Here is a 23,270-nt window from a genome sequence, read left to right as displayed (position 1 = left end):
CACGACGGCCACCGCGTCAATGTGGCCCACGCCACATCATCCGTCCGGGTCGATCCCCGCCCCGGTGTGAACCGCGCCGCTCCCGCGTCCGTGGGTTCCACCGACACCTCACCGGCGCCGACGGGGCGAAGGCGGGCGTGGGAACGCGGGGGCGGACCGTTGCACGACCGCAATGCGGACAGGGGGTGACGGTGGCCGGAACACTCCCCTAGATTTCCTGCGCATTACAACAGGTGATCAGCGAGGGGATGGAGTCGCCGCATGCCGGAAGACATCGATGGGAAACGACCAACAGTGACACCCGCCAGGGTGGTCATCGCGCTCTGCCTGATCGCGCCGTTCGTGGCCATGCTCTGGGTGGGCTCCTACGCGAAGGTCGACCCGACCTTCATCGGCATCCCCTTCTTCTACTGGTACCAGATGCTCTGGGTGCTCATCTCGACCGCCCTCACCATGATCGCCTACAAGCTGTGGCAGCGTGACCAGCGCGCCCGCAAGGGGGGTGCGTCGGCATGAAGGACGGCGTGAACGGCGTCGCACTCGCCGTCTTCATCTTCTTCTTCGTGGCCGTCACGGTCATGGGCTTCCTGGCCGCGCGCTGGCGCAGGGCCGAGAACGAGGCGACCCTCGACGAATGGGGCCTGGGCGGCCGCTCGTTCGGCACGTGGGTCACCTGGTTCCTGCTGGGCGGCGACCTCTACACGGCGTACACCTTCGTGGCGGTCCCCGCCGCCATCTACGCCGCGGGCGCCTCCGGCTTCTTCGCGGTGCCCTACACGATCCTCGTCTATCCGCTCATCTTCACCTTCCTGCCGCGGCTCTGGTCCGTCTCGCACAAGCACGGATACGTCACCACCTCGGACTTCGTCCGCGGCCGTTTCGGCTCCAAGGGGCTCTCGCTGGCGGTCGCCCTGACCGGCATCCTCGCGACGATGCCGTACATCGCGCTCCAACTGGTCGGCATCCAGGCCGTCCTGGACGTCATGGGCGTCGGCGGCGGCGAGAACACGCACTGGTTCGTCAAGGACCTGCCGCTGCTGATCGCCTTCGCCGTCCTCGCGGCCTACACCTACTCCTCCGGGCTGCGCGCCCCGGCGCTCATCGCGTTCGTCAAGGACGGTCTGATCTACCTGGTCATCGCGGTGGCCATCATCTACATCCCGATCAAGCTCGGCGGCTTCGACGACATCTTCGCCAAGGCGAGCGAGGCGTTCGCGCAGAAGAACGAGGCGGCCGGCAAACCGGTGGCCGGACTCGCGCCCGGCGCCGCCGGCCAGTGGGGCTACGCCACGCTGGCGCTCGGCTCGGCGCTGGCGCTCTTCATGTACCCGCACTCGATCACGGCCACGCTCTCCAGCCGCAGCCGCGAGGTGATCCGCCGCAACACCACGATCCTGCCGCTGTACTCGCTGATGCTGGGTCTGCTGGCCCTGCTCGGCTTCATGGCGATCGCCGCCGGCATCAAGGTGGACAACGGCCAGCTCGCCATCCCGCAGCTGTTCGAGAACATGTTCCCGGACTGGTTCGCCGGTGTGGCCTTCGCCGCGATCGGCATCGGGGCCCTGGTGCCCGCCGCGATCATGTCGATCGCCGCTGCGAACCTCTTCACCCGCAACATCTACAAGGACTTCCTCAAGCCGGACGCGACCCCTGAGCAGGAGACGAAGGTCTCCAAGCTGGTGTCGCTGCTGGTCAAGGTCGGCGCCCTCGCCTTCGTCCTCACGATGGACAAGACGGTCGCGATCAACTTCCAGCTGCTCGGCGGGATCTGGATCCTCCAGACGATGCCGGCCCTGGTGGGCGGCCTGTTCACCCGGTGGTTCCACCGCTGGGCCCTGATCGCGGGCTGGGCGGTCGGCATGGTGTACGGCACGGTGGCGGCGTACGGCGTGGCCAGCCCGACCCAGAAGCACTTCGGGGGGTCCTCGACGGAGATCCCCGGTATCGGCGAGATCGGCTACATCGGCCTCACCGCGTTCGTCCTGAACGTGCTCGTGGTCGTCGTGCTGACGTTCGTCCTGAACGCGCTGAAGGCCCCGGACGGCATCGACGAGACGTCGCCGTCCGACTACACGGCCGACGCGGGCGACCCGGGCGTCGAGGTGGAGCTCCCGCCGGCCACGGTGGGCGCCCCCGGCGGCGGCCACTGACCCACACCCTGGGTGCCGCCGGGCCAAACCGGGCTCCGGCGGCACCCTGACCGGGCCTCAGCCGCTCGTCTGCCGCGCGGCGCCAAGTCCCCCGAAATTCCCGCGCATCCCGCCACGGCCTCCGGCACACTGCCCGCCATGGACGTGACGATCGGGCCGGTACGCCCCCACCAGCACTCCGCCCTGGGCGACCTGACGGCCCAGGCCTACCTCGACGACGGGCTGCTCGACTTCGGCGCCGAGGACCCGTATCTGGAGCAACTGCGCGCCGTCGCCCGCAGAGCCGCCGAGGCCGACGTCCTCGTCGCGACCGACACCGACGGCCGGCTCCTGGGCGGCGTCACGTACGTCACCGCGGGCACCCCCTGGGCCGACATCGCCCGCGAGGGCGAGGCCGAGATGCGGATGCTCGCCGTCGCCGGCGAGGCCCGCGGCCGCGGGGTGGGCGAGTCACTGATCCGGGCCTGCGTCGACCGGGCCCGCGCGACGGACGGCCTCACAGGGCTCGTCCTGTCCACGCAGACGACCATGCACGCCGCCCACCGCATCTACCGCCGGCTGGGCTTCCACAGGACCCCGGAGCGGGACTGGACGCCCGTTCCGGCCGTTCCGCTGCTCACCTTCCGACTGGACCTCTGACCTGGCATCCACCGCGTACGACACAACATGTGGGGGCCGCCGCATCGGACGGCCCCCACATGTATGCTCGTGCTCGCTGTCGCCGCAGGGGAATCCGGTGCGAATCCGGAACTGTCCCGCAACGGTGTGATCGGTGCACATCTGTGCTACCCGCAAGTCCGATGACCTGCCGACAGTGCGTCCGGATCGACCGACCCGGACGCCAGACGTCCGGGCCTCGCGGATAGGCCGGTGGACGCCGTACGCGGTGCTGCCCCGCCCAGGGCTGTCGTCGTCCGGCTCCCCTTCCTGCCGCCGGCCCCAGCCGAGCGAGGGAAAGCCCAGTGACCATCGCGCCCGCCGATCCGGTCTCAGCCACCGAATCCGCTGTGTCCGCCACGTCCGGGGAAGCCACGAACGACGGACCCGGGACCGCCCTGCTGCGGACCCTGACCGACCTCACCGTCGATCTGCCCGACACCGACCCCGGGCGGGTCGCCGCCGCCGCGTTGCGCGGGCGCAACGCCCGCTCCGACGAGGCCGAGCTCCGCTCGCTGGCCACCGAGGCCGCCGCGGGCCTGATCTCCGAGGACCCCGCCTACTCCCGGCTCGCGGCCAGGCTGCTGACCCTCACGATCGCCGACGAGGCCGCCGGCCAGGGCGCGACGTCCTTCTCCGCCTCGGTGGCCGTGGGACACCGCGAGGGCCTGATCGCCGACCGCACCGCCGCCTTCGTCGAGCAGCACGCACAAGTCCTCGACGCGCTCGTCGAGCGGACGCTGGCCGACGGCGCGGACGACCGCTTCGGCTACTTCGGCCTCCGCACGCTGCACAGCCGCTACCTGCTGCGCCACCCGCACACCCGCCAGGTCATCGAGACCCCGCAGCACTTCATGCTGCGCGTCGCGGCCGGTCTCGCCGAGGACGAGTCGGTGCGGGCGCGTGACGAGGTCGCCGCGCTGTACGGGCTGATGAGCCGGCTGGACTACCTGCCCTCCTCCCCCACGCTCTTCAACTCCGGCACCCGGCACCCGCAGATGTCCTCCTGCTACCTGCTGGACTCGCCGAAGGACGAACTGGACTCGATCTACGACCGCTACCACCAGGTGGCGCGGCTCTCCAAGCACGCGGGCGGCATCGGTCTGTCGTACTCCCGCATCCGAGCCCGGGGTTCGCTGATCCGGGGCACCAACGGGCACTCCAACGGCATCGTGCCGTTCCTGAAGACGCTGGACGCCTCGGTCGCCGCGGTGAACCAGGGCGGCCGCCGCAAGGGCGCCGCCGCGGTCTACCTGGAGACCTGGCACGCGGACATCGAGGAGTTCCTGGAGCTCCGCGACAACACGGGCGAGGACCAGCGGCGTACGCACAACCTCAACCTGGCGCACTGGATCCCGGACGAGTTCATGCGCCGGGTCGACGCGGACACCGAGTGGTCGCTGTTCTCCCCCGCCGATGTGCCCGAGCTGACCGACCTGTGGGGCGACGCCTTCGACGCGGCCTACCGGGCGGCCGAGGCCAGGGGGCTGGCCCGCAAGACGATGCCGGCCCGCGAACTGTACGGCCGGATGATGCGCACCCTCGCCCAGACCGGCCAGGGCTGGATGACCTTCAAGGACGCCTCCAACCGGACCGCGAACCAGACCGCCGAGCCGGGCAGGGTCGTGCACTCCTCGAACCTCTGCACCGAGATCCTGGAGGTCACGGACGACGGCGAGACGGCGGTCTGCAACCTGGGCTCGGTCAACCTCGGCGCGTTCGTCTCCGGCGGATCGATCGACTGGGAGCGGCTGGACGCCACCGTGCGTACGGCGGTGACCTTCCTCGACCGCGTGGTGGACATCAACTTCTACCCCACGGAGCAGGCCGGCACGTCCAACGCCCGCTGGCGTCCGGTGGGTCTGGGCGCGATGGGGCTCCAGGACGTCTTCTTCCAGCTGCGGCTGCCGTTCGACTCCCCCGAGGCGCGCGCGCTGTCCACCCGGATCTCCGAGCGGATCATGCTCGCCGCCTACGAGGCGTCCTGCGACCTCGCCGAGAGGTCCGGTCCCCTCCCCGCCTGGTCCGAGACCCGCGCCGCCCGCGGTGTGCTGCACCCGGACCACTACGCCACCGAGCTGAACTGGCCGGAGCGCTGGGACGCCCTGCGGGCCCGCATCGCGAAGACCGGCATGCGCAACTCGCTGCTGCTGGCCATCGCCCCGACCGCCACCATCGCCTCGATCGCCGGCGTCTACGAGTGCATCGAGCCGCAGGTCTCCAACCTCTTCAAGCGCGAGACCCTCAGCGGCGAGTTCCTCCAGGTCAACGGCTACCTCGTCGAGGAGCTGAAGAAGCTCGGCGTCTGGGACGCCCGGACCCGCGAGGCACTGCGCGAGGCCAGCGGCTCCGTGCAGGGCTTCGGCTGGATCCCCGAGGACGTGCGCGCCCTGTACCGCACGGCGTGGGAGATCCCGCAGCGCGGCCTGATCGACATGGCGGCGGCCCGTACGCCGTTCCTCGACCAGAGCCAGTCGCTGAACCTGTTCCTGGAGACGCCGACGATCGGCAAGCTCTCCTCGATGTACGCGTACGCCTGGAAGCAGGGGCTGAAGACGACGTACTACCTGCGTTCGCGCCCGGCCACCCGGATCGCCCGCGCGGCCTCCGGCCGTACCGCGTCCGCCGCCCTTCCCGCCCAGCAGGCGCAGGCTCCCGACGCGGACGCCATCGCCTGCTCCCTCGAAAACCCCGAGTCCTGCGAGGCCTGCCAGTAATGAGCTCCACCGAGAAGACCCGGAAGAACCTGCTCGACCCGGGCTTCGAACTGACCCTGCGCCCCATGCGCTACCCGGACTTCTACGAGCGCTACCGGGACGCGATCAAGAACACCTGGACGGTGGAGGAGGTCGACCTCCACTCCGACGTCGCCGACCTCGCCAAGCTCTCGCCCGGCGAGCAGCACATGATCGGCCGGCTCGTCGCGTTCTTCGCGACGGGTGACTCGATCGTCTCCAACAACCTCGTGCTGACGCTCTACAAGCACATCAACTCCCCGGAGGCGCGGCTGTACCTGTCGCGTCAGCTGTTCGAGGAGGCCGTGCACGTCCAGTTCTACCTGACCCTGCTCGACACTTATCTGCCCGACCCGGAGGACCGCGCGGCGGCCTTCGACGCGGTCGAGGAGATCCCGTCGATCCGCGAGAAGGCGCAGTTCTGCTTCAAGTGGATGGACTCGGTCGAGGAGATCGACCGGCTGGAGACCCAGGCCGACCGGCGCCGCTTCCTGCTGAACCTGATCTGCTTCGCGGCGTGCATCGAGGGGCTGTTCTTCTACGGCGCCTTCGCCTACGTCTACTGGTTCCGCTCGCGCGGCCTGCTGCACGGTCTCGCCACGGGCACCAACTGGGTGTTCCGGGACGAGACGATGCACATGAACTTCGCGTTCGAGGTGGTCGACACCGTCCGCAAGGAGGAGCCCGAGCTCTTCGACGACGCCCTCCAGCAGCAGGTCACCGACATGCTGCGGGAGGCCGTCGAGGCGGAGCTGCAGTTCGGCCGTGACCTGTGCGGTGAGGGCCTGCCGGGGATGAACACCGAGTCGATGCGCCAGTACCTGGAGTGCGTCGCCGACCAGCGGCTCACCCGGCTCGGCTTCCCGGCGCTCTACGGCTCCGAGAACCCGTTCTCGTTCATGGAGTTGCAGGGCGTCCAGGAGCTGACGAACTTCTTCGAGCGCCGGCCGTCGGCGTACCAGGTGGCGGTGGAGGGTTCGGTCGGCTTCGACGACGACTTCTGAGCCGCTCAGGTCCGCGCCCAGGACCCGGCGTACGGACGCCGCGTGGCCGTGACCGGCCGCGCGGCGTCCGCCGTTCCCGGCGGCCCCGCGTGCCCCCGTTCCGCCTCCCGCAGCCGGCGGTCGATCCGGCGCTCGCGTGCGGCCCCGACGAGCGCGGGCAGCAGGACCAGGGTGAAAAGTACGGCTATGGACAGGTAGCTCAGGAATGTGTTCATGGCTCTACTGTCGCGGCCCGGGACGGATTCGGGCAGTGGCAGGACTGTCATGCAGCATCGAATTACTGCCACACTGCGGTCATGCTGAAAAACGTGGCCGTCCTGCTGCTCGACGAAGTCCACCCCTTCGAACTCGGCGTGCTGTGCGAGGTGTTCGGACTCGACCGGTCCGAAGAGGGGCTCCCGGTGCACGACTTCGCGGTGGTCTCCGCAGAGGGACCGGAGCTACGGACGCACGCCGGTTTCACCATCACCACCCCCCACGGCCCCGAGCGCCTGGAGGAGGCCGACCTCATCGCCGTACCGGCGGGGAGCCACTTCGCGGACCGGGACTACCCGGAAGAGGTGCTGGAGCCGCTGCGCCGGGCGGTGGCACGCGGCGCGCGGGTGATGAGCGTCTGCTCCGGGGCGTACATACTCGGCGCGGCCGGGCTGCTCGACGGCCGTCGCTGCACCACCCACTGGCGGCACGCGGACGGTCTGGCCCGCCGCTTCCCCGAGGCGGTGGTGCAGCCGGACGTGCTCTACGTGGACGAGGGCCCGGTCATCACCTCGGCGGGCACGGCGGCGGGGATCGACGCCGCCCTGCACCTGGTGCGCCAGGCGTACGGCCCCGCGGTCGCCAACGCCATCGCCCGGCGGATGGTGGTGCCCCCGCACCGGGACGGCGGCCAGGCGCAGTACATCGCGCGCCCGCTGCCCCGCGACCGGTGCGACACGGTCAACGGGACCCTCGCCTGGATGGAGCGCCACCTCGACCAGGAGATGACCGTCGAGCAGCTGGCCGGGCAGGCGCACATGTCGCCCCGGACCTTCGCCCGCCGGTTCCAGCAGGAGACGGGCACCACCCCTTACCGCTGGCTGCTGCGGCAGCGCGTGCTGCTCGCCCAGCACCTGCTGGAGACGTCGGACGAGACCATGGACACGATCGCCGGGCAGACCGGTTTCGGCACCGCGGCGGCGCTGCGCCACCAGTTCGTCCGGTCGCTCGGCACCACCCCGAACCGCTACCGCCAGACCTTCCGCGGCCCGGCGGCGGTTCCCGACGTGGCCTGAGCCGGCCGGTGAGCCCCCTCCGCGTCCGGGACGGGGCTCACGGACCGGTCTCTCAGACGCCGCAGCCGGAGGCGGACCAGAAGTGGCTCGGCCCCTGGTTCACGTGGATGTGGTCGCTGTGGCCGGGGTATCCCGGGCCGAGGATGCCGTTGAAGCCGTGGTTGCGGGCCTGCTTGGCGATGGTGCACAGGGAGTGCGGCCCGGCGCCGAGGTCGACGGCGTCGCCGTACAGATGGCGGCTGTTGGCCGCCCCGCCCACCGACGCGTTGCAGGGCGTCGACCGGAAGCCGCTGGTGACACGGATCGGCTGGTCACCGAGCGCGTGCCGTAGCGCCTCCAGCTTCCACATCGAGCTCAGCGCGTTGGCCTTGGCCGTCCCGGCGGCGACCGCACCGCCCGCCCAGGTGCTGTTGCACTTGTTGAGCTCCGGGTACGTGAAGTGGATCGGGGTGCAGTCGTCGTCCTGGAGCGCGTAGAGCTTGGCCTGCGTGGCCGGGCCGGCGACGCCGTCGGCGGCGAGACCGTAGGCGGCCTGGAAGCGCTTCACGGCGGCCGTGGTGGCCGGGCCGTACGAACCGTCGACGGCCAGCACCGAGTTGTACCCCGGGTAGCCGGCGACCCGGATCTGGAGCTGGGTGACGTCGTTCCCGGTGGCGCCGGACGAGAGCGTGCGGGTCCACGTGTAGCAGCCGTCGGCCTGGGCGGTCGTGGCGGTCACCAGTGCGCCGCCGACAGCGAAAGCCATGACCATGACAAGACCGAGCAAGGCGTGTGCGGTACGTCTGAGCATGGGGTCTCCCTACCACGGTGAGGTGTGGGGGACGAGCCTGTCGGACGGGGTCTACCCGCGTCAACCACGCGTCGGGGAACAGCGGTCGCCCTCTGCGGGAGACCCACGGGCGACGGGGCCCGCACCGGGAACCGGCGGGGCCCCGTACGGGCGCGTGAGCGGGGACCGCCCTCAGTCGTTGGCGACCACCGGGTAGCGCGGCGTGCCCTCCTCCATCTGCTTCAGCGCGTCCTTGCGGTCGCGCTTGGAGAGCCGGTCGATGTACAGGTAGCCGTACAGGTGGTCGGTCTCGTGCTGGAGGCAGCGTGCGAAGTACCCGGTGCCGCGCACCCGCACGTCGTTGCCCTCGGCGTCCTGGCCGCGCACCACCGCGTAGTCGGGCCGGGCCAGCTCCGCGTAAGCGGTCGGGACGGAGAGGCAGCCCTCGTTGGAGGCGTCGAGGTTGCGTCGCTCGGGGGCCAGCTCCTCCAGCACCGGGTTGCAGACCGCGCCGACGTGCCGCACCCCGTCGTCGTCCAGGCAGTCGTAGACGAAGACCTTCAGGTCCACGCCGATCTGGTTGGCGGCCAGGCCCACGCCCTCGGCCGTGCGCTGGCTGGCGAACATGTCGTCGATCAGCCGGCCCAGCTCGTCGTCGAACTCGGTGACGGTCCTGCACTCCTTGTGCAGGACCGGGTTGCCCACCACCGTGATCGGGCGGGAGGTGCCGCGCTCGCGGTGTGCCGTCTCACGCGCCTCGCAGTCCTCGGTGTCCACGAGGAAACCCTCGTCGTCCACGCCGACCTGCTCGTCCGTCTCCTGCTGCGACATGTCCGCCGTACGCCTTCCTGCGAATACCCGTGGGAAACGCACCGGAATCGGTGCCCGTACAGCCTACGGGCACCGCTCAGCAGACTTCTTCCAGATCCCGCCACTCACGGCTGTCCGGGCTGTCGGCGACCCAGCCGTCCAGCAGCCCGCGCACCAGAGCGGCCGGGGCCGCTATGCCGCATTCACGCTCCGGGACCCACAGCTCACCGGCGGTGCGGTGCCCCAGCGGCCCGGGGTGGCCCGGCTCGCTGTGGTCGTGCGGGTCGAGGTGCTCGCCGTCGCCCTCGTCGCTCTCCATCCGGCTCTCCGAACAGGCCCGGCACAGCAGCCGCACCGAGGACGACCAGTCCTCGGCGGCGAAGCCGGCGTCGGAGGCGAGCTGCTCCAGCGCGTCGCGGTCGGACTCGGTGGCCGCCTCCAGCAGCACCACCCAGGTCGGCACCGGAGAGGGCGCCCACAGCTCGATCTCGTCGAAGACCGGGTAGGACGGACCGGCCGCCGTGATCCGCTCGCCGTTGGGGACCCCGTCGTGCAGGACGACCTCGCCCCAGCGCCGCCCCGAGGACGGCAGCGGAATCGACAGCACCTCCATACGGGCCGGGTCCAGCCTGCGGCCCCAGACCACCTCGGCCTCACCCTCGGGCGAGAGGCGCACGGCGGCGCTGCCCAGCTCCATACCGGTCGGCTCGCTGGTGGACGCGGCGTCGTGCTGGCCGCTGCCCGGCACCTTGAGGCCGTACGCCTGCCAGGCCCGGCGGGCCAGCGGCCAGTCCTGGAGGGCGGTGGCCGCGATCCCGACGTTCCACCAGTCCGGGGCCCCCGACTCGCGGTCGAGCAGGGCGACGGCGCGCAGCCCCGCGGCCCTCGCCTGCTCCCAGTCGTGCCGGAACTTGTGCAGCAGCGCCAGATTGAACCAGGACTCCGAGAGCCAGGGTTCCAGATCCGCCGCACGCGTCAGCAGCGCGCCCGCGTCCTCGTACCGGCCGTCGCCGATCAGCGTGAACGCGCGGTCCGTGGCCTGCCGCCAAGAGGCGGACGGCCGATGCCGTACCTTCCCGAAGATCCTCACGATTCCCGCCTGTCCCGACTGGACACCCTCGTACTCTCGCTCTCTTCGCATCCAACCATGCCCGGCCGGACGCCCGCTCATTACCCGTGGGTTACCCGCTGGGGACCGGGGTCAGACCGCCTCGCGCCAGGACTCTCGCCAGCGCTTCGACCACCTGCGGCTGGTAGTCGCGTCCGGTGCCGAGCCTGAGCTGCTCCAGCGCCCCGAGGGCTCCGCTGACACCTTCCCCGCACAGGTCGTCGTACGCGTTGACGGTACGGATGATCCGGGCGGCGGTGGGCTGGTCCCGGTACGGATCGGCCTGCTGTTCGACCACCACCGCCACCTCGGTCTCCCCACCGGTCTGACGGACCACGGCGCCGCCGAGCAGGGCGATCCTGCGCTGCTCGGCCGGCGGCAGCGTGACCGTCGCACCGCCCGGCACGGCGTCCACCAGCGAGAGCTGGCCGATGTCGTGCATGAGCGCCGCGTACTCCAGGACGGTCAGCTCGGGGCCGGACAGGCCCAGCTCCCGGCCGACCGCGTCGGAGAGCCCGGCCACCCTGCGGGCGTGCCCGTGCCGGGTGTACCCGGCGATCTCCGTGGCCCTGGCCAGCGACGCGATGGTCTGCCGGTAGGTCGTGCGGACGGCGGCGTACCGGCGGAAGGAGATCTGCGTCAGCAGCAGCGGTACGCACAGGACCGGCAGCGCCCACAGCCCCGCGACGGCGACCCCGAGGGCCATGACGGCACCGGTCGCGCAGACCGCGGACCCGATGCCGCTGAGGGCCCGGATCTCGTCGCGCAGCAGCGGCCCGAAGGGACGCGGTGCCCGGGCCGTCAGGGCCGCGAGCACCGCGTCGCACAGGGCGGTGAGGACCAGCAGGACGAGCAGGAAGACGGCGAAGTGCGGACCCTCGCCGAACCAGCGCACCGCCAGGCCCGAGTTCCAGAGCGGCTGGAAGCAGACGGCGGCGAAGCCCACGGCCAGGATCCGGCGGGCCACCCGGTCCGGCCCCGGTCCGCTGCCGCGCGCCGTGTGCGGCACGGCGGCGAGCAGCTGCGCCGCCACCACGACGGTGATCACCTGGAGGACGCCGTGCGTGGTGGGCTCCCCCCGGCTGCTCCCGAGCAGGGCGTAGGCGAGCGCACCGGCCGCTCCCAGGGGCGCGGGCTCACGCTCCCCGGGCAGGGCGCCCCAGCGGGCCAGCTCCCCGACGGTGATCAGGGCCCCGAAGGCGAGGGCGTGCCCGGGCTCGACGACGCCGTGCCAGAACGTGTGGCCGAGGGCGGCGGCCGCCAGCGCCAGCGCGGCCGCCCGGACGACGAGGGCCGCCGGGGGCGGACCGAGGCGGTGCACGGGCGTCACCGCGGACGCCCCGGGCGGTCGGCCGGTCCTGGAGCGGGCTCCCGGGGCGGGGCGAGCCGCTGCCGGGGCGGCCGGGACGCCTCCTCGTCGGAGGTCACCGCCGTGGCCGCGGCGGACCAGCCGTGCCGGTCCAGGGCCCGCGCCAGCGCCCGTACCATCCGGGGATCGAACTGGCTCCCGGCGCAGCGTTCGAGCTCCTCGACGGCGGCGGGGACCGGCCTGCCGGGCCGGTAGGAACGGGTGGAGGTCATCGCGTCGAAGGCGTCCGCCACGGCGACGACCCGGGCGAACTCGGGGATGGCCGCCCCGCTCAGGCCGTAGGGGTAACCGCTGCCGTCGAGCCGTTCGTGGTGGTGCAGGATCGCGGCGCGCGCCTCGTCCAGGAAGCCGATGCCCCGGACGATCTCGTGGCCGTACTCCGGGTGCAGCTCGATGATCCGGCGTTCCTCCGGGGTCAGGGGCCCGTCCTTGCGCAGCACCCGGGTGGGCACGCCGAGCTTGCCGACGTCGTGCAGGATGCCGGCGAACCGGAGCGCCTCCAAACGCCGCTCGGCCATGCCGAGTTCACGGGCGATCAGCTCGGAGGCGCGGCCCACCCGCTCGCTGTGCCCCCGGGTGTAGCCGTCCTTGATGTCGACGGCCTGGACGAGAGCCCTGATCGTGGCGCGGTGAGCGGCGTGCTGGCGGTGGTACTGGGCGAACACCCAGCAGGAGATGTACATCGGCAGCAGCACGACCAGCGCCGAGACCGGCCCGTACGGGCTGCGCCACAGCACCGCCATCATCAGTCCGGCGAGGGCGTGCACCAGGTGGGGCCCCACGGACGCGTGCAGCCCCCGCCACGCGTGCCGGAGCGGGACCCGCTCGGCGGTGGCCAGGATCCCGCCGTCCAGCGCGGCCAGGACGGTGCTGAAGACGAGCGCGGCGGCGCAGGCGGGCGGCAGGGCGTGCGGCAGCCCGGGCGCCGCTCCCCCTCCCCCGAGACTGCCCGGCCCGCCGAGGAACGCGTACGCCCACGAGGCGGCCCCCACGGTGAGCGCGAGCTGCGCCGCCCGCCAGATACGGCGGGCGGCGAAGGGGGGCTGCTCGACCCGGCCGGCCAGCGACCCGGGTATGGAGACCAGGACGGCGGCGGCGGGCGGCAGCAGGAAGGCGGCCGCGAGCAGCAGGGGGAAGAAGGACCCGGCCCCGACCGGCAGGGAACCACCGAGGGCGGGATGACGGGCGGGGAGCTCGCAGACCAGGCAGAGCGCGGCGAGGAGGGCGAGCGTGCCCCAGGGCGTGCCCGCCCCGGGGGTGAGTGCGGGAAGGGCGCAGAACGCGGCGTAGACGGACACGCCCAGGATGTAGAGGCGCGCCGCCCCCGGTGTGCTCCGCACCCGCACCGATCGCCCCCAGCCTGGTCAATGAAGGCGCCAGGCTAGCGAGTTGGGGGATGCCGAGGGCCTCAACGGACCGGATTAGCACCTTCGGGTGACATGGCGGGTTCCGTACCCGGGCTGTCGGCCGGCCGCCCCGGGGGAACCGCGCCACCCGGGGGCGTGTCATTCGGCGGTGGCGGCCGGCCTTTCGGCACCGCTCACGGCCACGTCCTGTTCGGGGACGGTCTCGCCCGCGCGGATCAGCTCGATCCGGCCCATCACCTTGGAGCGCAGGTCGGTCGGGACGTCGTCCTGGCCGCAGCAGCGCTTCACGAGCTTCTTGACCGCCTGCTCCAGCCCGTACTTCTCCAGGCACGGGGAGCATTCCTCGAAATGCACCTCGAACTTGGTGCAGTCGCCCTCGGGCATCTCATGGTCGAGAAACTCGTAGAGATGGTCGAGGACCTCTGAGCAATCCGTCTCGTGCGGCTCTCCGCAGCTCATGAGGCCGAGCCTTTCCTGTCGTCCGACTCACCGGCACCGGCCGGGACGAGTCCGCGCTCGCGCGCGTAGTCCTCCAGCATGCCGCGCAGCTGGCGGCGCCCCCGGTGCAGCCGGGACATCACCGTACCGATGGGTGTCCCCATGATGTCCGCGATCTCCTTGTAGGCAAAGCCCTCGACATCGGCGAGATAGACGGCGATGCGGAACTCTTCGGGGATCGCCTGCAGGGCGGACTTCACATCGGAGTCGGGCAGGTGGTCGAGTGCCTGGGACTCCGCCGAGCGCAGCCCGGTCGACATGTGCGACTCGGCGCGCGCCAGCTGCCAGTCCTCGATCTCCTCGGCGGCGCTCCGCTGCGGCTCGCGCTGCTTCTTGCGGTACGAGTTGATGAAGGTGTTGGTGAGGATGCGGTACATCCACGCCTTGAGGTTCGTGCCCTCACGGAACTGGTGGAAGGAGCCGTACGCCTTGGCATACGTCTCCTGGACCAGGTCCTCGGCGTCGGCGGGGTTGCGCGTCATGCGCAGCGCCGCCGAGTACATCTGGTCGAGATACCCGAGGGCGTCCCGCTCGAAGCGCGCGTTGCGCTCGGCGGTCGTCTCCTTCGCGCGGCCGTCGTCGGTCCCTGTGTCGGTCCCAGTGACCGGACCCACCTCCTCCAACGAAGTGGCGGAGCCGAAACCGGACCCGCTCGCATCGGAGAATAGTCGACCTTGCTTCCGCGCGGGCTGTCGATCAGCTCCGGCCGCGGTGCCCTGGGACGTGGTCCTCGCCGCGTGCAGCACCGTCCACTCCAGGTCAGCGGTGCTCGAACGGCGCGGGCAGATGGTCGAACCCATGCGACGGACTCCCTCTTCCACGTACGACTTGTTGTACCGACACCACGCACAACAGCCGCCCCGCACGCCGCATTCCCGGGCCCCCGACGGCCCGGGACACGGGTGAACCACGCCACTACGGCAGCCCGTCCAGCCAGTCGGCGACCGCACCGGTCAGGACGTCCAACGCCTGATCCTGGGTCAGCGGTGCCTTCTTCGGTACGGCGAATCCGTGGTCCCCGTGGGGCACCTCGACGAGCCGGTGCTCCCCCGGGGGGAACTCGGCGGGCCGTCCGAAGGGGTCGCGGCCGCCCTGGACGACGAGGGTGGGCACCCGGGTGCCGAGCAGTTCGTCGGCCCGGGACCTCTCCGGACGGCCCGGCGGGTGCAGCGGGAAGCTCAGCGCGAGCACCGCGTGGGCGCCGAGCCCGGCCGCCGTACGGCAGGCCACCCGGGCCCCCGCGCTGCGTCCGCCGGCCACGACCGGCAGGCCCGGGGCCCTCAGCGCGGGCCACAGCCCCTGCCAGCCGGTGTCCAGCGTCCGGGGCGCGGGAGCCACCTTCTTCCCCGCCACCCGCCAGGGCTGCTCCACCAGGGCGACGCTCACGCCACGCGCGGGGAGCACGGCGGCCAGCGCCTGGAGGTCCCGGGCCTCGATGCCGCCGCCCGCACCGTGGCCGACGGCGAGCACCAGCCGGGCGCTCCGCGCGGGCAGCCAGGTGATCCTGGCCACTCCGGCGCCGGTGTCGACGGATTCGGTACCGCTTCCGGTCTCTGTAGGGCTCACGGAGCCATCCTGCCCGGTCAGAACAGCGTGCTGAGCTCAGGCGCGGCCAGCTCGTCCATGAGTTCCGGGCCGTTGTTGCGGACGTTGCTGACGGCGGTGCCGACGGGGTAGGCCCGCATCAGGCCGCCGGGCGGCGGCTCCAGCAGTGCCCGGAGCTCCTCCACGTCGGTGTGCGAGGGATCCAGCCAGTCGTCCCAGCGGTCCGGGGGGAGCATCAGTGGCATCCGGGGGTGGATGTCGGCGAGCGCGGCCGGTCCTTCGGCGGGCGCCACCGCGAGCGGGGAGGTCTCCGCCTCGGTGGTGATCACCGAGCAGGTCGCCCACCAGGCCCGCGGGTGGTCCTCGGGGAGGGAGGGGTCGCGCCAGAACTCGTAGAGCCCGGCCATGGCGAAGACGGAACCGTCCGCGGGGGTCACGAAGTACGGCTGCTTGCGGGGCCGCTTCCTCTTCCCCTTCTCCTCCAGCTGCCGCTCGTCGGCGCCGGTCATCCACTCGTAGTAGCCGTCGGCGGGCAGGAGGCACCGCCTCGACACGAAGGGACGGCGGAACGAGGGCTTCTCGTGGACGGTCTCCGCCCGGGCGTTGATCATGCGGGCGGCGCCCTCCGGCGACTTCGACCACGACGGGACCAGTCCCCATTTCAGGGCGCGCAGCTGGCGAACCGGACGCCGGTCCTCGGCGTCTTTCAGTGGACGCTCGAGTACCGCGTAGACCTCCTTGGTGGGGGCCACGTTCCAGTCGGGCTCCAAGGCCTCCGTCGGCTCCCACTTCTCGACCCCGAAGAGTCCGGTCAGGTCCTCTGGCCGCCGACCGGCCGCATACCGTCCGCACATATGAAGAACCCCTTTGACCTGCGCAAATACCTGTTCAGTCAGCACCAAGTCAGCACAGTGCTGGCCAGCGTCACATTCATCACCTTGACCGCCCGGCCAGTGGCGTCCAGCGTAAGGTGCCCGTACGTGTCCGCCGTCCCCTTGATGCTCCTGTGCCCCGGCCACCGGGACACGTCTAAGAGTGGCAGACCGCTATCGAGCGCGGTCGAGGCGAACCAAGTCGCAGGCAGTGACGTGACCAGTCGTAACCCAGGGTCTTCATGACCTTACGGAACACGGACGAGTAGTCCGAGGTGGTGACCAGGGTTCCGGTGATCGTCTAACTAACGGAACATCCCGTGGGACTTCACACCGTCAAGCGGGAAGGGTGGGCGGTCCGAGACCGCCGTAGGCGGGTTGGTGCGGCTCGGCACCCTTCGGGTGGGTGACCTTCTTCCCACGTAGGCCAGCCCTCGCTCCCGGAGTGGGCTCGCATTCGTGCCGAGGGTGCCCGGTCCTGCCGTGCGGTGCTGTCTTGCCTGTTCAGCGCCGCACGGCAGGACGGACGGTCCGGCTCGGGATGCCCTGTGCCGGACCGTCCGCTCACGCATCGCTTACGCAGGTGAGCCGTTCGACAGTGGAACTGGCGCGTCGTGGCACGCATGACGAACTACGGACTCATTCACCGACCCGTCATACAAGGCCGTGATCATTAGCCCGTCCGTTCGCGGTAAGCACCCCGCGCCCAGGTAGTGAACCCATCCGCGTCCACTGACGGAATCCAGAACTGCGGCCCGTGCACTTTTACGCGCAGCCACGCGGCCCACCACGCAGGATTGATTGGCCACAGAGAACGCGTGCGGGAAAGGGCAAGAGAGCGCCAGGCCCGTTCCTGCTCATCCACGGTCCCAATGGTCTCCACTGGCGCAGGACCGAGAATTGGGACCACGTCTCTGCTGGTGGCTGGCCTGCCTCGATGCACCAGGTAAACGAACTCAGACCCTTGCCGAGCCGCCAGCGGTGAGGGGCGTGCATTGGTGCGCGCACCGTTGCAGCAAAGACGCACACCGATCGAATCCAGACTCTTGCGGACTTCCTGTAGGGCGACGAACAGATCAGCGCCCTCTGCGGCGTAGCGCTGCCCTCGGGTATTCGATACCTCGATTCTCCAAGGTGCCGTTTCGGAACACCGAGCGATCCATGACTCTTCAACGTCGTCCCGCAACCGCGCTCGAACACAGACTCTGATCATCGCGGCACGTATCCCGGGTTCTCGACTACCTGCTTCGTGGGCATCCCCCAGGACCATCTCACGGCACGGACGATGCGGGAAGGGTCTATACCATCCGGGAACACGATCTCCTTCTCGGCCCTGAACACGTAACCCATGCCCATGGCTTTGTTCATGTTGATCCCTGTTCCGGGTGAGGCGATTTCATACACCCAGGTACTGCCTTTCGCGCTCTGCGGGAACATGGCGGCCAAGCTGGGGCGAACACTTGTCCCCACCCACGCGGACGGTGTGTTGTAGAGCCCATACTGATGCAGATCGAGGTTGCCGTCTGAGGCTTTGACCTGGAATCCCGTGCTGAAGACCACCGAAGGGTCCCTCGCATCGCCACGATAGACAGTCTTGGGCGTCACGATGGACTTCAAGGGAGCGCCGATGCCCGGGAACGGGTTCGTGGACGGCCTTTCGCCAAGGGCAGCGGCTCTACCGCCAACTCCTTCTGCCGCACTCCCCTCGGGTCCGAGCAGTGACAGGCCGGCGATGCCCACGCCGTTGAGTCCCCAAAGTGCCCCTTCACCGTAAGCGCCCGCACTGATGCAGTCGGCGGACTTGCGGAAGGAGTTGACGCCGGTGAATTCGTCGACGCAGCCGGTCCAGCCCCAGCGTCCGTTCGTCTCCGCGTATGCAGCGCCGCTCTTGCAGGCGTCGACAATGGAGTTACCGAAGGCCTCGATGGACGGTGCGAGCGGGATGGCGTCGGTGCCGGGAATTTTTGTGGTCCAGCAGCTTTTGCTGCCGCTGTTCGGTATCCACCAGCATTGACCGGACGGGTCGGCGAGGTAGGTGGGTGCGTTGTTGGCGTAGTTGTAGGCGGATTGGTAGGGCGTGGTGGGGTCTGGGGTGAGGGGGTCGCGGCTGGTGAAGCGGCCGGTGTCGGGGTCGTAGTTGCGGGCTCGGAGGTCGATGCTGGTGGCGACGGCGTCGTAGTCGTTCTGGATGGTCTGGTCGGTGTAGGCGCCGGTGAAGCCGAAGTTGCTGGCCGGGGTGTCTTCTGCGCCGCCGTTGAGGTTCTTGGAGTTCTCGCCGAAGTCGCCGAAGGCGTGGTGGGAGGTGTCTGCGCCGCTTGCACTGGTGAGGTCGGTGATCGACCCTATGAGGTCGTGGTGGTAGTAGAAGGTGCCGGCGGCCTGCCTGGTTGAGGCGACTTGGCCGAGTTCGTTGTAGGTGAAGTCGGAGCTGCCGACCATCGCCAACTGGGGAAGACCGTTGTTGATGTCCCAGGTGTAGGCGGTGGTGAGAGTGCCCTTGGACTTTGAGGTCAGGTTGCCGTCGGCGTCGTAGGTGTAGCTGGTGGCGCCCTTGGACTTCAGGTGGTTGGTGGCGTCGTAGGCGAGGGTGTCGATGCCGTCGGTGGTCTGGTTCCCGTCGGCGTCGTAGGTGTAGCCGGTGGTGGCGGTGCCGTTGGTCCTCTGGAGGAGCTCGTCGGCTTCGTTGTACTTGTAGGTGGTCGTGCTGTCTGGGCTGGTCTGGGTCAGCCGGTTGCCGACTTGGTCGTAGGTGTAGCTGGTGGTTGGGGCGTCGGATGGGCAGCTGGTGGTCTGGGTGGCGGAGGCGCAGTCGCTCAGCAGCCGGCCGGAGGCGTCGTAGGTGTAGTGGGCGGATTTGGTGGTTGCGGTGCCTGCGTAGTTCTCCGCTGCGTCGACGCGCACGGGGCGGCCGTTGCCGTCCAGGACATTGTGGCGGGAGGAGAGGGTTTTGGTTGCGTTCTTGCTGACGATGTCGGTGAGACGGAAGGCGCGGTCGTAGCTGCGGGTCTCGGTGTAGCCGTTGGGGTAGGTGATGGCCAGCGGCAGGTGCGCCGAGGTGTGCGTGATGGTGGTCTTCGCCCCGTTGGTGGTGGCGGAGTCCTGATCGCCGTCGGCGGTGTAGGTGTAGGCCGTCAGCTGACCGTCCGGATAGGTGCGCTCTGTCAGCTGGCCCGCGTCGTCGTACTTGTAGGCGAAAGCCTTCCCGGTCGGCATGGCGATGCCGGTGAGCCGGTCGTCCTTGTCGTACGTGAAGGTGCGGGTGCCGCTCGCATCGACGATCTGGCGGGTGTTGCCGGCCGTGTCGTAGGCCGTGGACGTGGCGTGGGTGCCGTCGCTGTACTTGGTCGCGGTGGGCCGGCCGAGTGCGTCGAAGGTGACGGTGGTGACGATGCCGCGGGCGTCGGTGGTGGTGTCGTTGTTGCCGTCAGGGTCGTAGTGGTAGGCGACAGAGTGCTTGAGCGGGTCGGTGACCGAGGTGAGACGGTTCAGTGAGTCATAGCCGTAGGTGGTGACGTGCTGGTTGGCGTCGGTCCGGGTTTGGACGTTGCCGACGGTGTCGTAGGAGTAAGTGGTGGTGCCGTCGTCGGGGGCGGTGACCGTCTTGATCCGGCTCAGGTCGTCATAGGCGTACGCGGTCCGGTGCTTGGTCGCGTCCTGTCCTGCCGTGACCTGGTTCAGGCTGTTGTACTCGGTGGACTGCTGGTTGCCGTACGGGTCTGTGATGCTGGTCTGATTGCCGGCCGCGTCGTACCCGTAAGCGGTGGTGTAGTCGGCTGCGGTGGCGCCTGTGGCGTTGCCGCGCGGGTCGACCTGTGACGCCTGGCGTCCGTCGGCGTCATAGCTCCATGTCCACTTGCGGCCGACGGGGGTCAGCTCGGAGGTGGTGTTGCCGTCCGCGTCGTAGCCGTACGCGGTGACCTTGCCCAGCGGGTTGGTCCGGGTGAGGACATGTCCGGCGTCGTCGTACGTGTACTTGGTGGTCTTGCCCAGCGCGTCCGTGGTGGATGAGACGTTGCCGACCTTGTCGTAACCGGTCTTGGTGACGTGGAGGAGGGGATCGGTCACCGATGTCGCGCGGTTGAGCGCGTCGTACATGGTCGTGGTCTTCGCGCCGGCCGGATCCACCATCTGGGTCTGATTGCCGTTGGCGTCGTATCCGTAGGTGGTCGTGTAGGCGCTCGCGTCCGCACCCGCGACGTTGCCCCGTGGAGTCGTCGACGAGCTGAGACGGTTGGCCTTGTCGTAGGTGTAGGAGGTCGTGTGACCGAGGGCGTTGGTCTCGGACAGCAGGTTGCCCACGTTGTCGTGCTTGCGGACCGTGGTTCTGCCTGCGGGAGCAGTGGTCTTGGTGAGGCGGCCGGCGTCGTCGTACTCGTACGACGTGGTCCGGCCTGCCGGGTCTTCCACGGAGCTGAGCAGACCCGTGTCGTCGTAGTGGTACGAGGTGGAGTGACCGAGTGGATCGGTCGACTTTTCCAGCAGTCCTCGTGCGTCGTATTTATAGCGTGTGGTGTAGTCCGCGGCATCGGTGCCGTCGGTGTTGCCTCGCGGATCGGTCTGCGCCGTGACTCGGCCTGCCGAGTCGTACTCGAAGGTGGTCTTGTAGCCCAGCGGAGTGGTGACGGAGGTGCGGTTGCCGGCCGAGTCGTAACCGAAGGTGGTGGTCTTTCCGCGTGCCGAGGTGATGCTCTTGAGCGCACCCAGCGAGTTGTACTCGTAGCGGATCTGGCCGCCTCGTTGGTTGGTGGACGAGGTCAGCTGCTGCACGGAGTTGTACTCGTACGTCGTCTTGTCGCCTCGACCGTCGGTATAGGTGAGGGCGTTGCCCGCCGTGTTGTAGGTCCAGCTCTCCGAGTAACCGAGAGAGGTCGGCGGGGTGTACGACAGGACGTGCCCGGCGCTGTCGTAGGCCAGGTCGGTCGAATTGCCGCGGGCGTCAGTGATCTCTACCTGGCGCAGGTGGCGGTCGTAGGTGTACGCGGTCTCATGGCCGTAGGGGTCGATGCTCCGCAGGAGAACGTTGCCGGAGTACACGTCAGTCCAGACGCCACCGTTCGCGTCCGTGGTGTCTGTCTCACGGGAGCCCGTCACACCTCCCCACACGAACTTCGTTACCTTGCCCTCCTGATCCGTCTGCGATGTGACCCGTCCGCTGGAGTCATACACATTGGTCACATGGCCGCCGGCCGGATCAGTGACGGAGTTAAGACGGCTGCTCCCGTCGTACCCGTAGAAGGACTTCTTCTCCGCGCGATCAGTGACGGAGGCCAGCAGCCCACCGGTGTAGCCGTAGGTGACCGACGTCGAGTCAGGCAGCGTCACCTTGGTCAGCAACCCGTTGGCGTCGACGGAGAAGTCAGTGGTGCGGCCGCCGGCGTCGGTCACGGAGGCCAATTTGCCCGCGCTGTAGGACAGGGTGAGGCCGTGGCCGCTGAGGTCGAGGAGGGACGTCAACTGCCCGCTACTCGTGTAGGAGCGGTGGATCTGGTCAGGTGTGATGAGGGTGTAACCAGTACTGGTTTTGGCCAGCCGCGCTTTCGTTCCGGCGGGTGCCGTGTACGAACCGTTGCTTGCCTGCGCGAAGACGACTTTCGCGCCGTCGTCCGTCTGGTAGGTCACGCTGCTCGACGTGACCGTCAGTTTGGAATCGAAAGGGGTTGTCCACCCCTTGCCCAGGAGCCCGGTCGAGCTGGAGTCGGACCGGTAGTACCGGTCCAGGGACAGCGGTACTCCGGATCCGCCGAGCAGGGCGTCGTTGAAGCGTTCGGTGAAGATGCCGGTCGCCGTGTTGACGGGGTCGGCCCGGTGGGTCTGCGCGTAGCACGTACACGTACCGCTCTGCGCATTGGAGATGCCTGGGGTGTAGAACGCTTGGACAAGGCCGGACGTTGTGCCGTTGGCGCCGTATGTGCCGTCCGCCCCTTTCAGGAATATCCAGGCGTAGTACTTCTTGCCGTCCTTCAGATGGCCGCCCAGCTTGTTCGACGACCACCAGAAACACTGGTCGGCGGGGTAGGGGTTGTTGGCCCACCAGCCGTAACACCAGGCCCCGTTCTCCGTGAACTTGCCGGTGGGATCTCCGGTCGCCTTGTTTATCTCTTGGTCGAAGACTATGTTGCCGCCTTCGTCCACGACGTACATCCACAGACCGGAGTACGACGCCGCGGTGCCCGAACTGAACTGCAGCTGACCGCCGATTGACAGGTACTCCGGGTAAGCGCTGGCGTAGGCGGAAACCCATGCAGGGTCCGCGACTGCAGCCGCGGACCGCGGCGCGACCGTGCCGTCGGCTGCTCCGGCGGCGGGGCCAGAGTCAGCTCGCTCTCCGGGCCTCTCGCGCGGAGTCGTGTTTGACGGCTTCGCCTTGCGTGGCTGAACGTATCCGCGCATCGGCGATACGCGGTCACGCGATTCCCTCAGCTGCTTGTGACGCTGCTGAAGAGTCATGGCCCGCGGCGCTTTGAGTGGCTCGACCCTATTTGAGGCGACTTTCACTGCAGCGTCCTCAGCGGCCGGGCGGCTGGGCATGGCCCATGCCGTAGAAGGAAGCGCTATAGCCATGAGAAAAAGCGCCAGTGTTGCGATCAGCCATCTTCGTATTCGCGCGTACATGGTGCGCCTTCCGTGCGGGGAGAGTGAAGAAAAGTCGAAGGCGATCATGTGTGACTCGACGCCGCTCTAGGGGTGGGACGCCGCAGCGTGACCTAATATCGATGCGCGTTACATCGATATCGGCTGCTCAGTGCCGCTCCCCTGGCATCTGCCGATCAGATAATGGCTGAAGAGCGCGCAGTCGATCACCCATCACAGGCGAGTCTGCGGCGGGCGGCTTCGGCCTGTCCGGTCGATCTGGGAGCGATGGCTCGCCGGCCACCGTGAACACCTGGGCCGGCCTCGACACCCGCCGCCGCGGGGCCTGGCATGACCTTGTACGCGAGCGAGGCTGCCGACGATCCCACCGTGACTGGCCGGCCGGTCACGCCTACAAACTCGACGGCCGGTACGTCACCGACGAACAGACGGGGGCCCGGCTGCGAGAACTGGTCGCCCGCACGGGGTCGGCCCCGAACGTCTCGTCGCGCTGCTCGCCGGGCACGCGCAGACCGATGAGGCCG

The 23,270-nt window shown here is 69.4% G+C and carries 17 protein-coding genes and 1 riboswitch; of the genes, 6 read left to right on the top strand and 11 right to left on the bottom strand.

Annotated elements, in window-relative coordinates; all coding sequences use genetic code 11:
- Nucleotides 1-261 precede the first annotated feature (261 nt).
- The 5 genes from SACTE_RS22180 to SACTE_RS22160 all read left to right on the top strand — a co-directional run bounded on the left by SACTE_RS22180 (nucleotide 262) and on the right by SACTE_RS22160 (nucleotide 6,546).
- Nucleotides 262-516 (top strand): DUF3311 domain-containing protein, encoded by a 255-nt coding sequence (locus SACTE_RS22180; RefSeq protein ID WP_014048254.1) that lies wholly within the window; start codon nucleotides 262-264, stop codon nucleotides 514-516.
- The gene (locus SACTE_RS22175; RefSeq protein WP_014048253.1) at nucleotides 513-2,150 is read left to right on the top strand and encodes a sodium:solute symporter family protein; all 1,638 of its coding nucleotides are present in this window, start codon (nucleotides 513-515) and stop codon (nucleotides 2,148-2,150) included. Before SACTE_RS22180 ends, SACTE_RS22175 begins: the two co-directional genes overlap by 4 nt.
- Nucleotides 2,151-2,288: 138 nt before the next feature.
- Nucleotides 2,289-2,789 carry an N-acetyltransferase gene (locus SACTE_RS22170; RefSeq protein ID WP_014048252.1) on the top strand — a complete coding sequence of 167 codons (501 nt, stop codon included), beginning with the start codon at nucleotides 2,289-2,291 and terminating at the stop codon, nucleotides 2,787-2,789.
- 46 nt (nucleotides 2,790-2,835) lie between these two features.
- Nucleotides 2,836-2,978: riboswitch (cobalamin riboswitch) on the top strand.
- 134 nt (nucleotides 2,979-3,112) lie between these two features.
- Complete coding sequence (locus tag SACTE_RS22165; RefSeq protein ID WP_014048251.1) at nucleotides 3,113-5,524, top strand: ribonucleoside-diphosphate reductase subunit alpha; 2,412 nt, start codon at nucleotides 3,113-3,115, stop codon at nucleotides 5,522-5,524.
- Nucleotides 5,524-6,546 carry a ribonucleotide-diphosphate reductase subunit beta gene (locus SACTE_RS22160; protein WP_014048250.1) on the top strand — a complete coding sequence of 341 codons (1,023 nt, stop codon included), beginning with the start codon at nucleotides 5,524-5,526 and terminating at the stop codon, nucleotides 6,544-6,546. The genes SACTE_RS22165 and SACTE_RS22160 overlap by 1 nt, the downstream gene beginning before the upstream one ends.
- 5 nt (nucleotides 6,547-6,551) lie before the next feature.
- Here the strand turns inward: SACTE_RS22160 and SACTE_RS22155 are convergent, their stop codons facing one another.
- Nucleotides 6,552-6,761 carry a hypothetical protein gene (locus SACTE_RS22155; protein ID WP_019992372.1) on the bottom strand — a complete coding sequence of 70 codons (210 nt, stop codon included), beginning with the start codon at nucleotides 6,759-6,761 and terminating at the stop codon, nucleotides 6,552-6,554.
- 81 nt (nucleotides 6,762-6,842) lie between these two features.
- On the opposite strand from SACTE_RS22155, the gene SACTE_RS22150 reads away from it, so the two are divergent.
- On the top strand, nucleotides 6,843-7,817 hold the full coding sequence (locus SACTE_RS22150) for a helix-turn-helix domain-containing protein (protein WP_014048248.1): 975 nt from the start codon (nucleotides 6,843-6,845) through the stop codon (nucleotides 7,815-7,817).
- Nucleotides 7,818-7,869: 52 nt separating this feature from the next.
- Here SACTE_RS22150 and SACTE_RS22145 read toward each other — a convergent pair whose 3' ends face one another.
- The 10 genes from SACTE_RS22145 to SACTE_RS22095 form a co-directional block, all read right to left on the bottom strand.
- Nucleotides 7,870-8,607 (bottom strand): D-Ala-D-Ala carboxypeptidase family metallohydrolase, encoded by a 738-nt coding sequence (locus tag SACTE_RS22145; RefSeq protein ID WP_014048247.1) that lies wholly within the window; start codon nucleotides 8,605-8,607, stop codon nucleotides 7,870-7,872.
- Nucleotides 8,608-8,778: 171 nt separating this feature from the next.
- On the bottom strand, nucleotides 8,779-9,417 hold the full coding sequence (gene def / locus SACTE_RS22135) for a peptide deformylase (protein WP_014048246.1): 639 nt from the start codon (nucleotides 9,415-9,417) through the stop codon (nucleotides 8,779-8,781).
- A 76-nt stretch (nucleotides 9,418-9,493) separates the two neighbouring features.
- Nucleotides 9,494-10,486 (bottom strand): hypothetical protein, encoded by a 993-nt coding sequence (locus tag SACTE_RS22130; RefSeq protein WP_014048245.1) that lies wholly within the window; start codon nucleotides 10,484-10,486, stop codon nucleotides 9,494-9,496.
- Between the two features lie 91 nt (nucleotides 10,487-10,577).
- Nucleotides 10,578-11,834 carry a metal-dependent phosphohydrolase gene (locus tag SACTE_RS22125; RefSeq protein ID WP_014048244.1) on the bottom strand — a complete coding sequence of 419 codons (1,257 nt, stop codon included), beginning with the start codon at nucleotides 11,832-11,834 and terminating at the stop codon, nucleotides 10,578-10,580.
- Nucleotides 11,831-13,213 (bottom strand): HD-GYP domain-containing protein, encoded by a 1,383-nt coding sequence (locus SACTE_RS22120; RefSeq protein ID WP_026358939.1) that lies wholly within the window; start codon nucleotides 13,211-13,213, stop codon nucleotides 11,831-11,833. The genes SACTE_RS22125 and SACTE_RS22120 overlap by 4 nt, the downstream gene beginning before the upstream one ends.
- Before the next feature lie 165 nt (nucleotides 13,214-13,378).
- Complete coding sequence (gene rsrA, locus SACTE_RS22115; RefSeq protein ID WP_014048242.1) at nucleotides 13,379-13,699, bottom strand: mycothiol system anti-sigma-R factor; 321 nt, start codon at nucleotides 13,697-13,699, stop codon at nucleotides 13,379-13,381.
- The gene (locus SACTE_RS22110) at nucleotides 13,696-14,352 is read right to left on the bottom strand and encodes a sigma-70 family RNA polymerase sigma factor (RefSeq protein WP_019992373.1); all 657 of its coding nucleotides are present in this window, start codon (nucleotides 14,350-14,352) and stop codon (nucleotides 13,696-13,698) included. The genes rsrA and SACTE_RS22110 overlap by 4 nt, the downstream gene beginning before the upstream one ends.
- A gap of 301 nt (nucleotides 14,353-14,653) precedes the next feature.
- Nucleotides 14,654-15,304 (bottom strand): alpha/beta family hydrolase, encoded by a 651-nt coding sequence (locus SACTE_RS22105; protein ID WP_014048240.1) that lies wholly within the window; start codon nucleotides 15,302-15,304, stop codon nucleotides 14,654-14,656.
- A 17-nt stretch (nucleotides 15,305-15,321) separates the two neighbouring features.
- The gene (locus tag SACTE_RS22100) at nucleotides 15,322-16,137 is read right to left on the bottom strand and encodes an SOS response-associated peptidase (protein WP_014048239.1); all 816 of its coding nucleotides are present in this window, start codon (nucleotides 16,135-16,137) and stop codon (nucleotides 15,322-15,324) included.
- A 1,227-nt stretch (nucleotides 16,138-17,364) separates the two neighbouring features.
- A complete protein-coding gene (locus tag SACTE_RS22095) occupies nucleotides 17,365-22,296 on the bottom strand; it encodes a DUF6531 domain-containing protein (RefSeq protein WP_019992375.1) in 4,932 nt (1,643 codons plus the stop codon).
- Between the last annotated feature and the right edge of the window lie 974 nt (nucleotides 22,297-23,270).

Source organism: Streptomyces sp. SirexAA-E (assembly GCF_000177195.2).
In the GTDB taxonomy this organism is placed as follows: domain Bacteria; phylum Actinomycetota; class Actinomycetes; order Streptomycetales; family Streptomycetaceae; genus Streptomyces; species Streptomyces flavovirens.
Note: the sequence above shows the minus strand (reverse complement) of the source record. Positions and strands in the feature narration are given on the sequence as shown.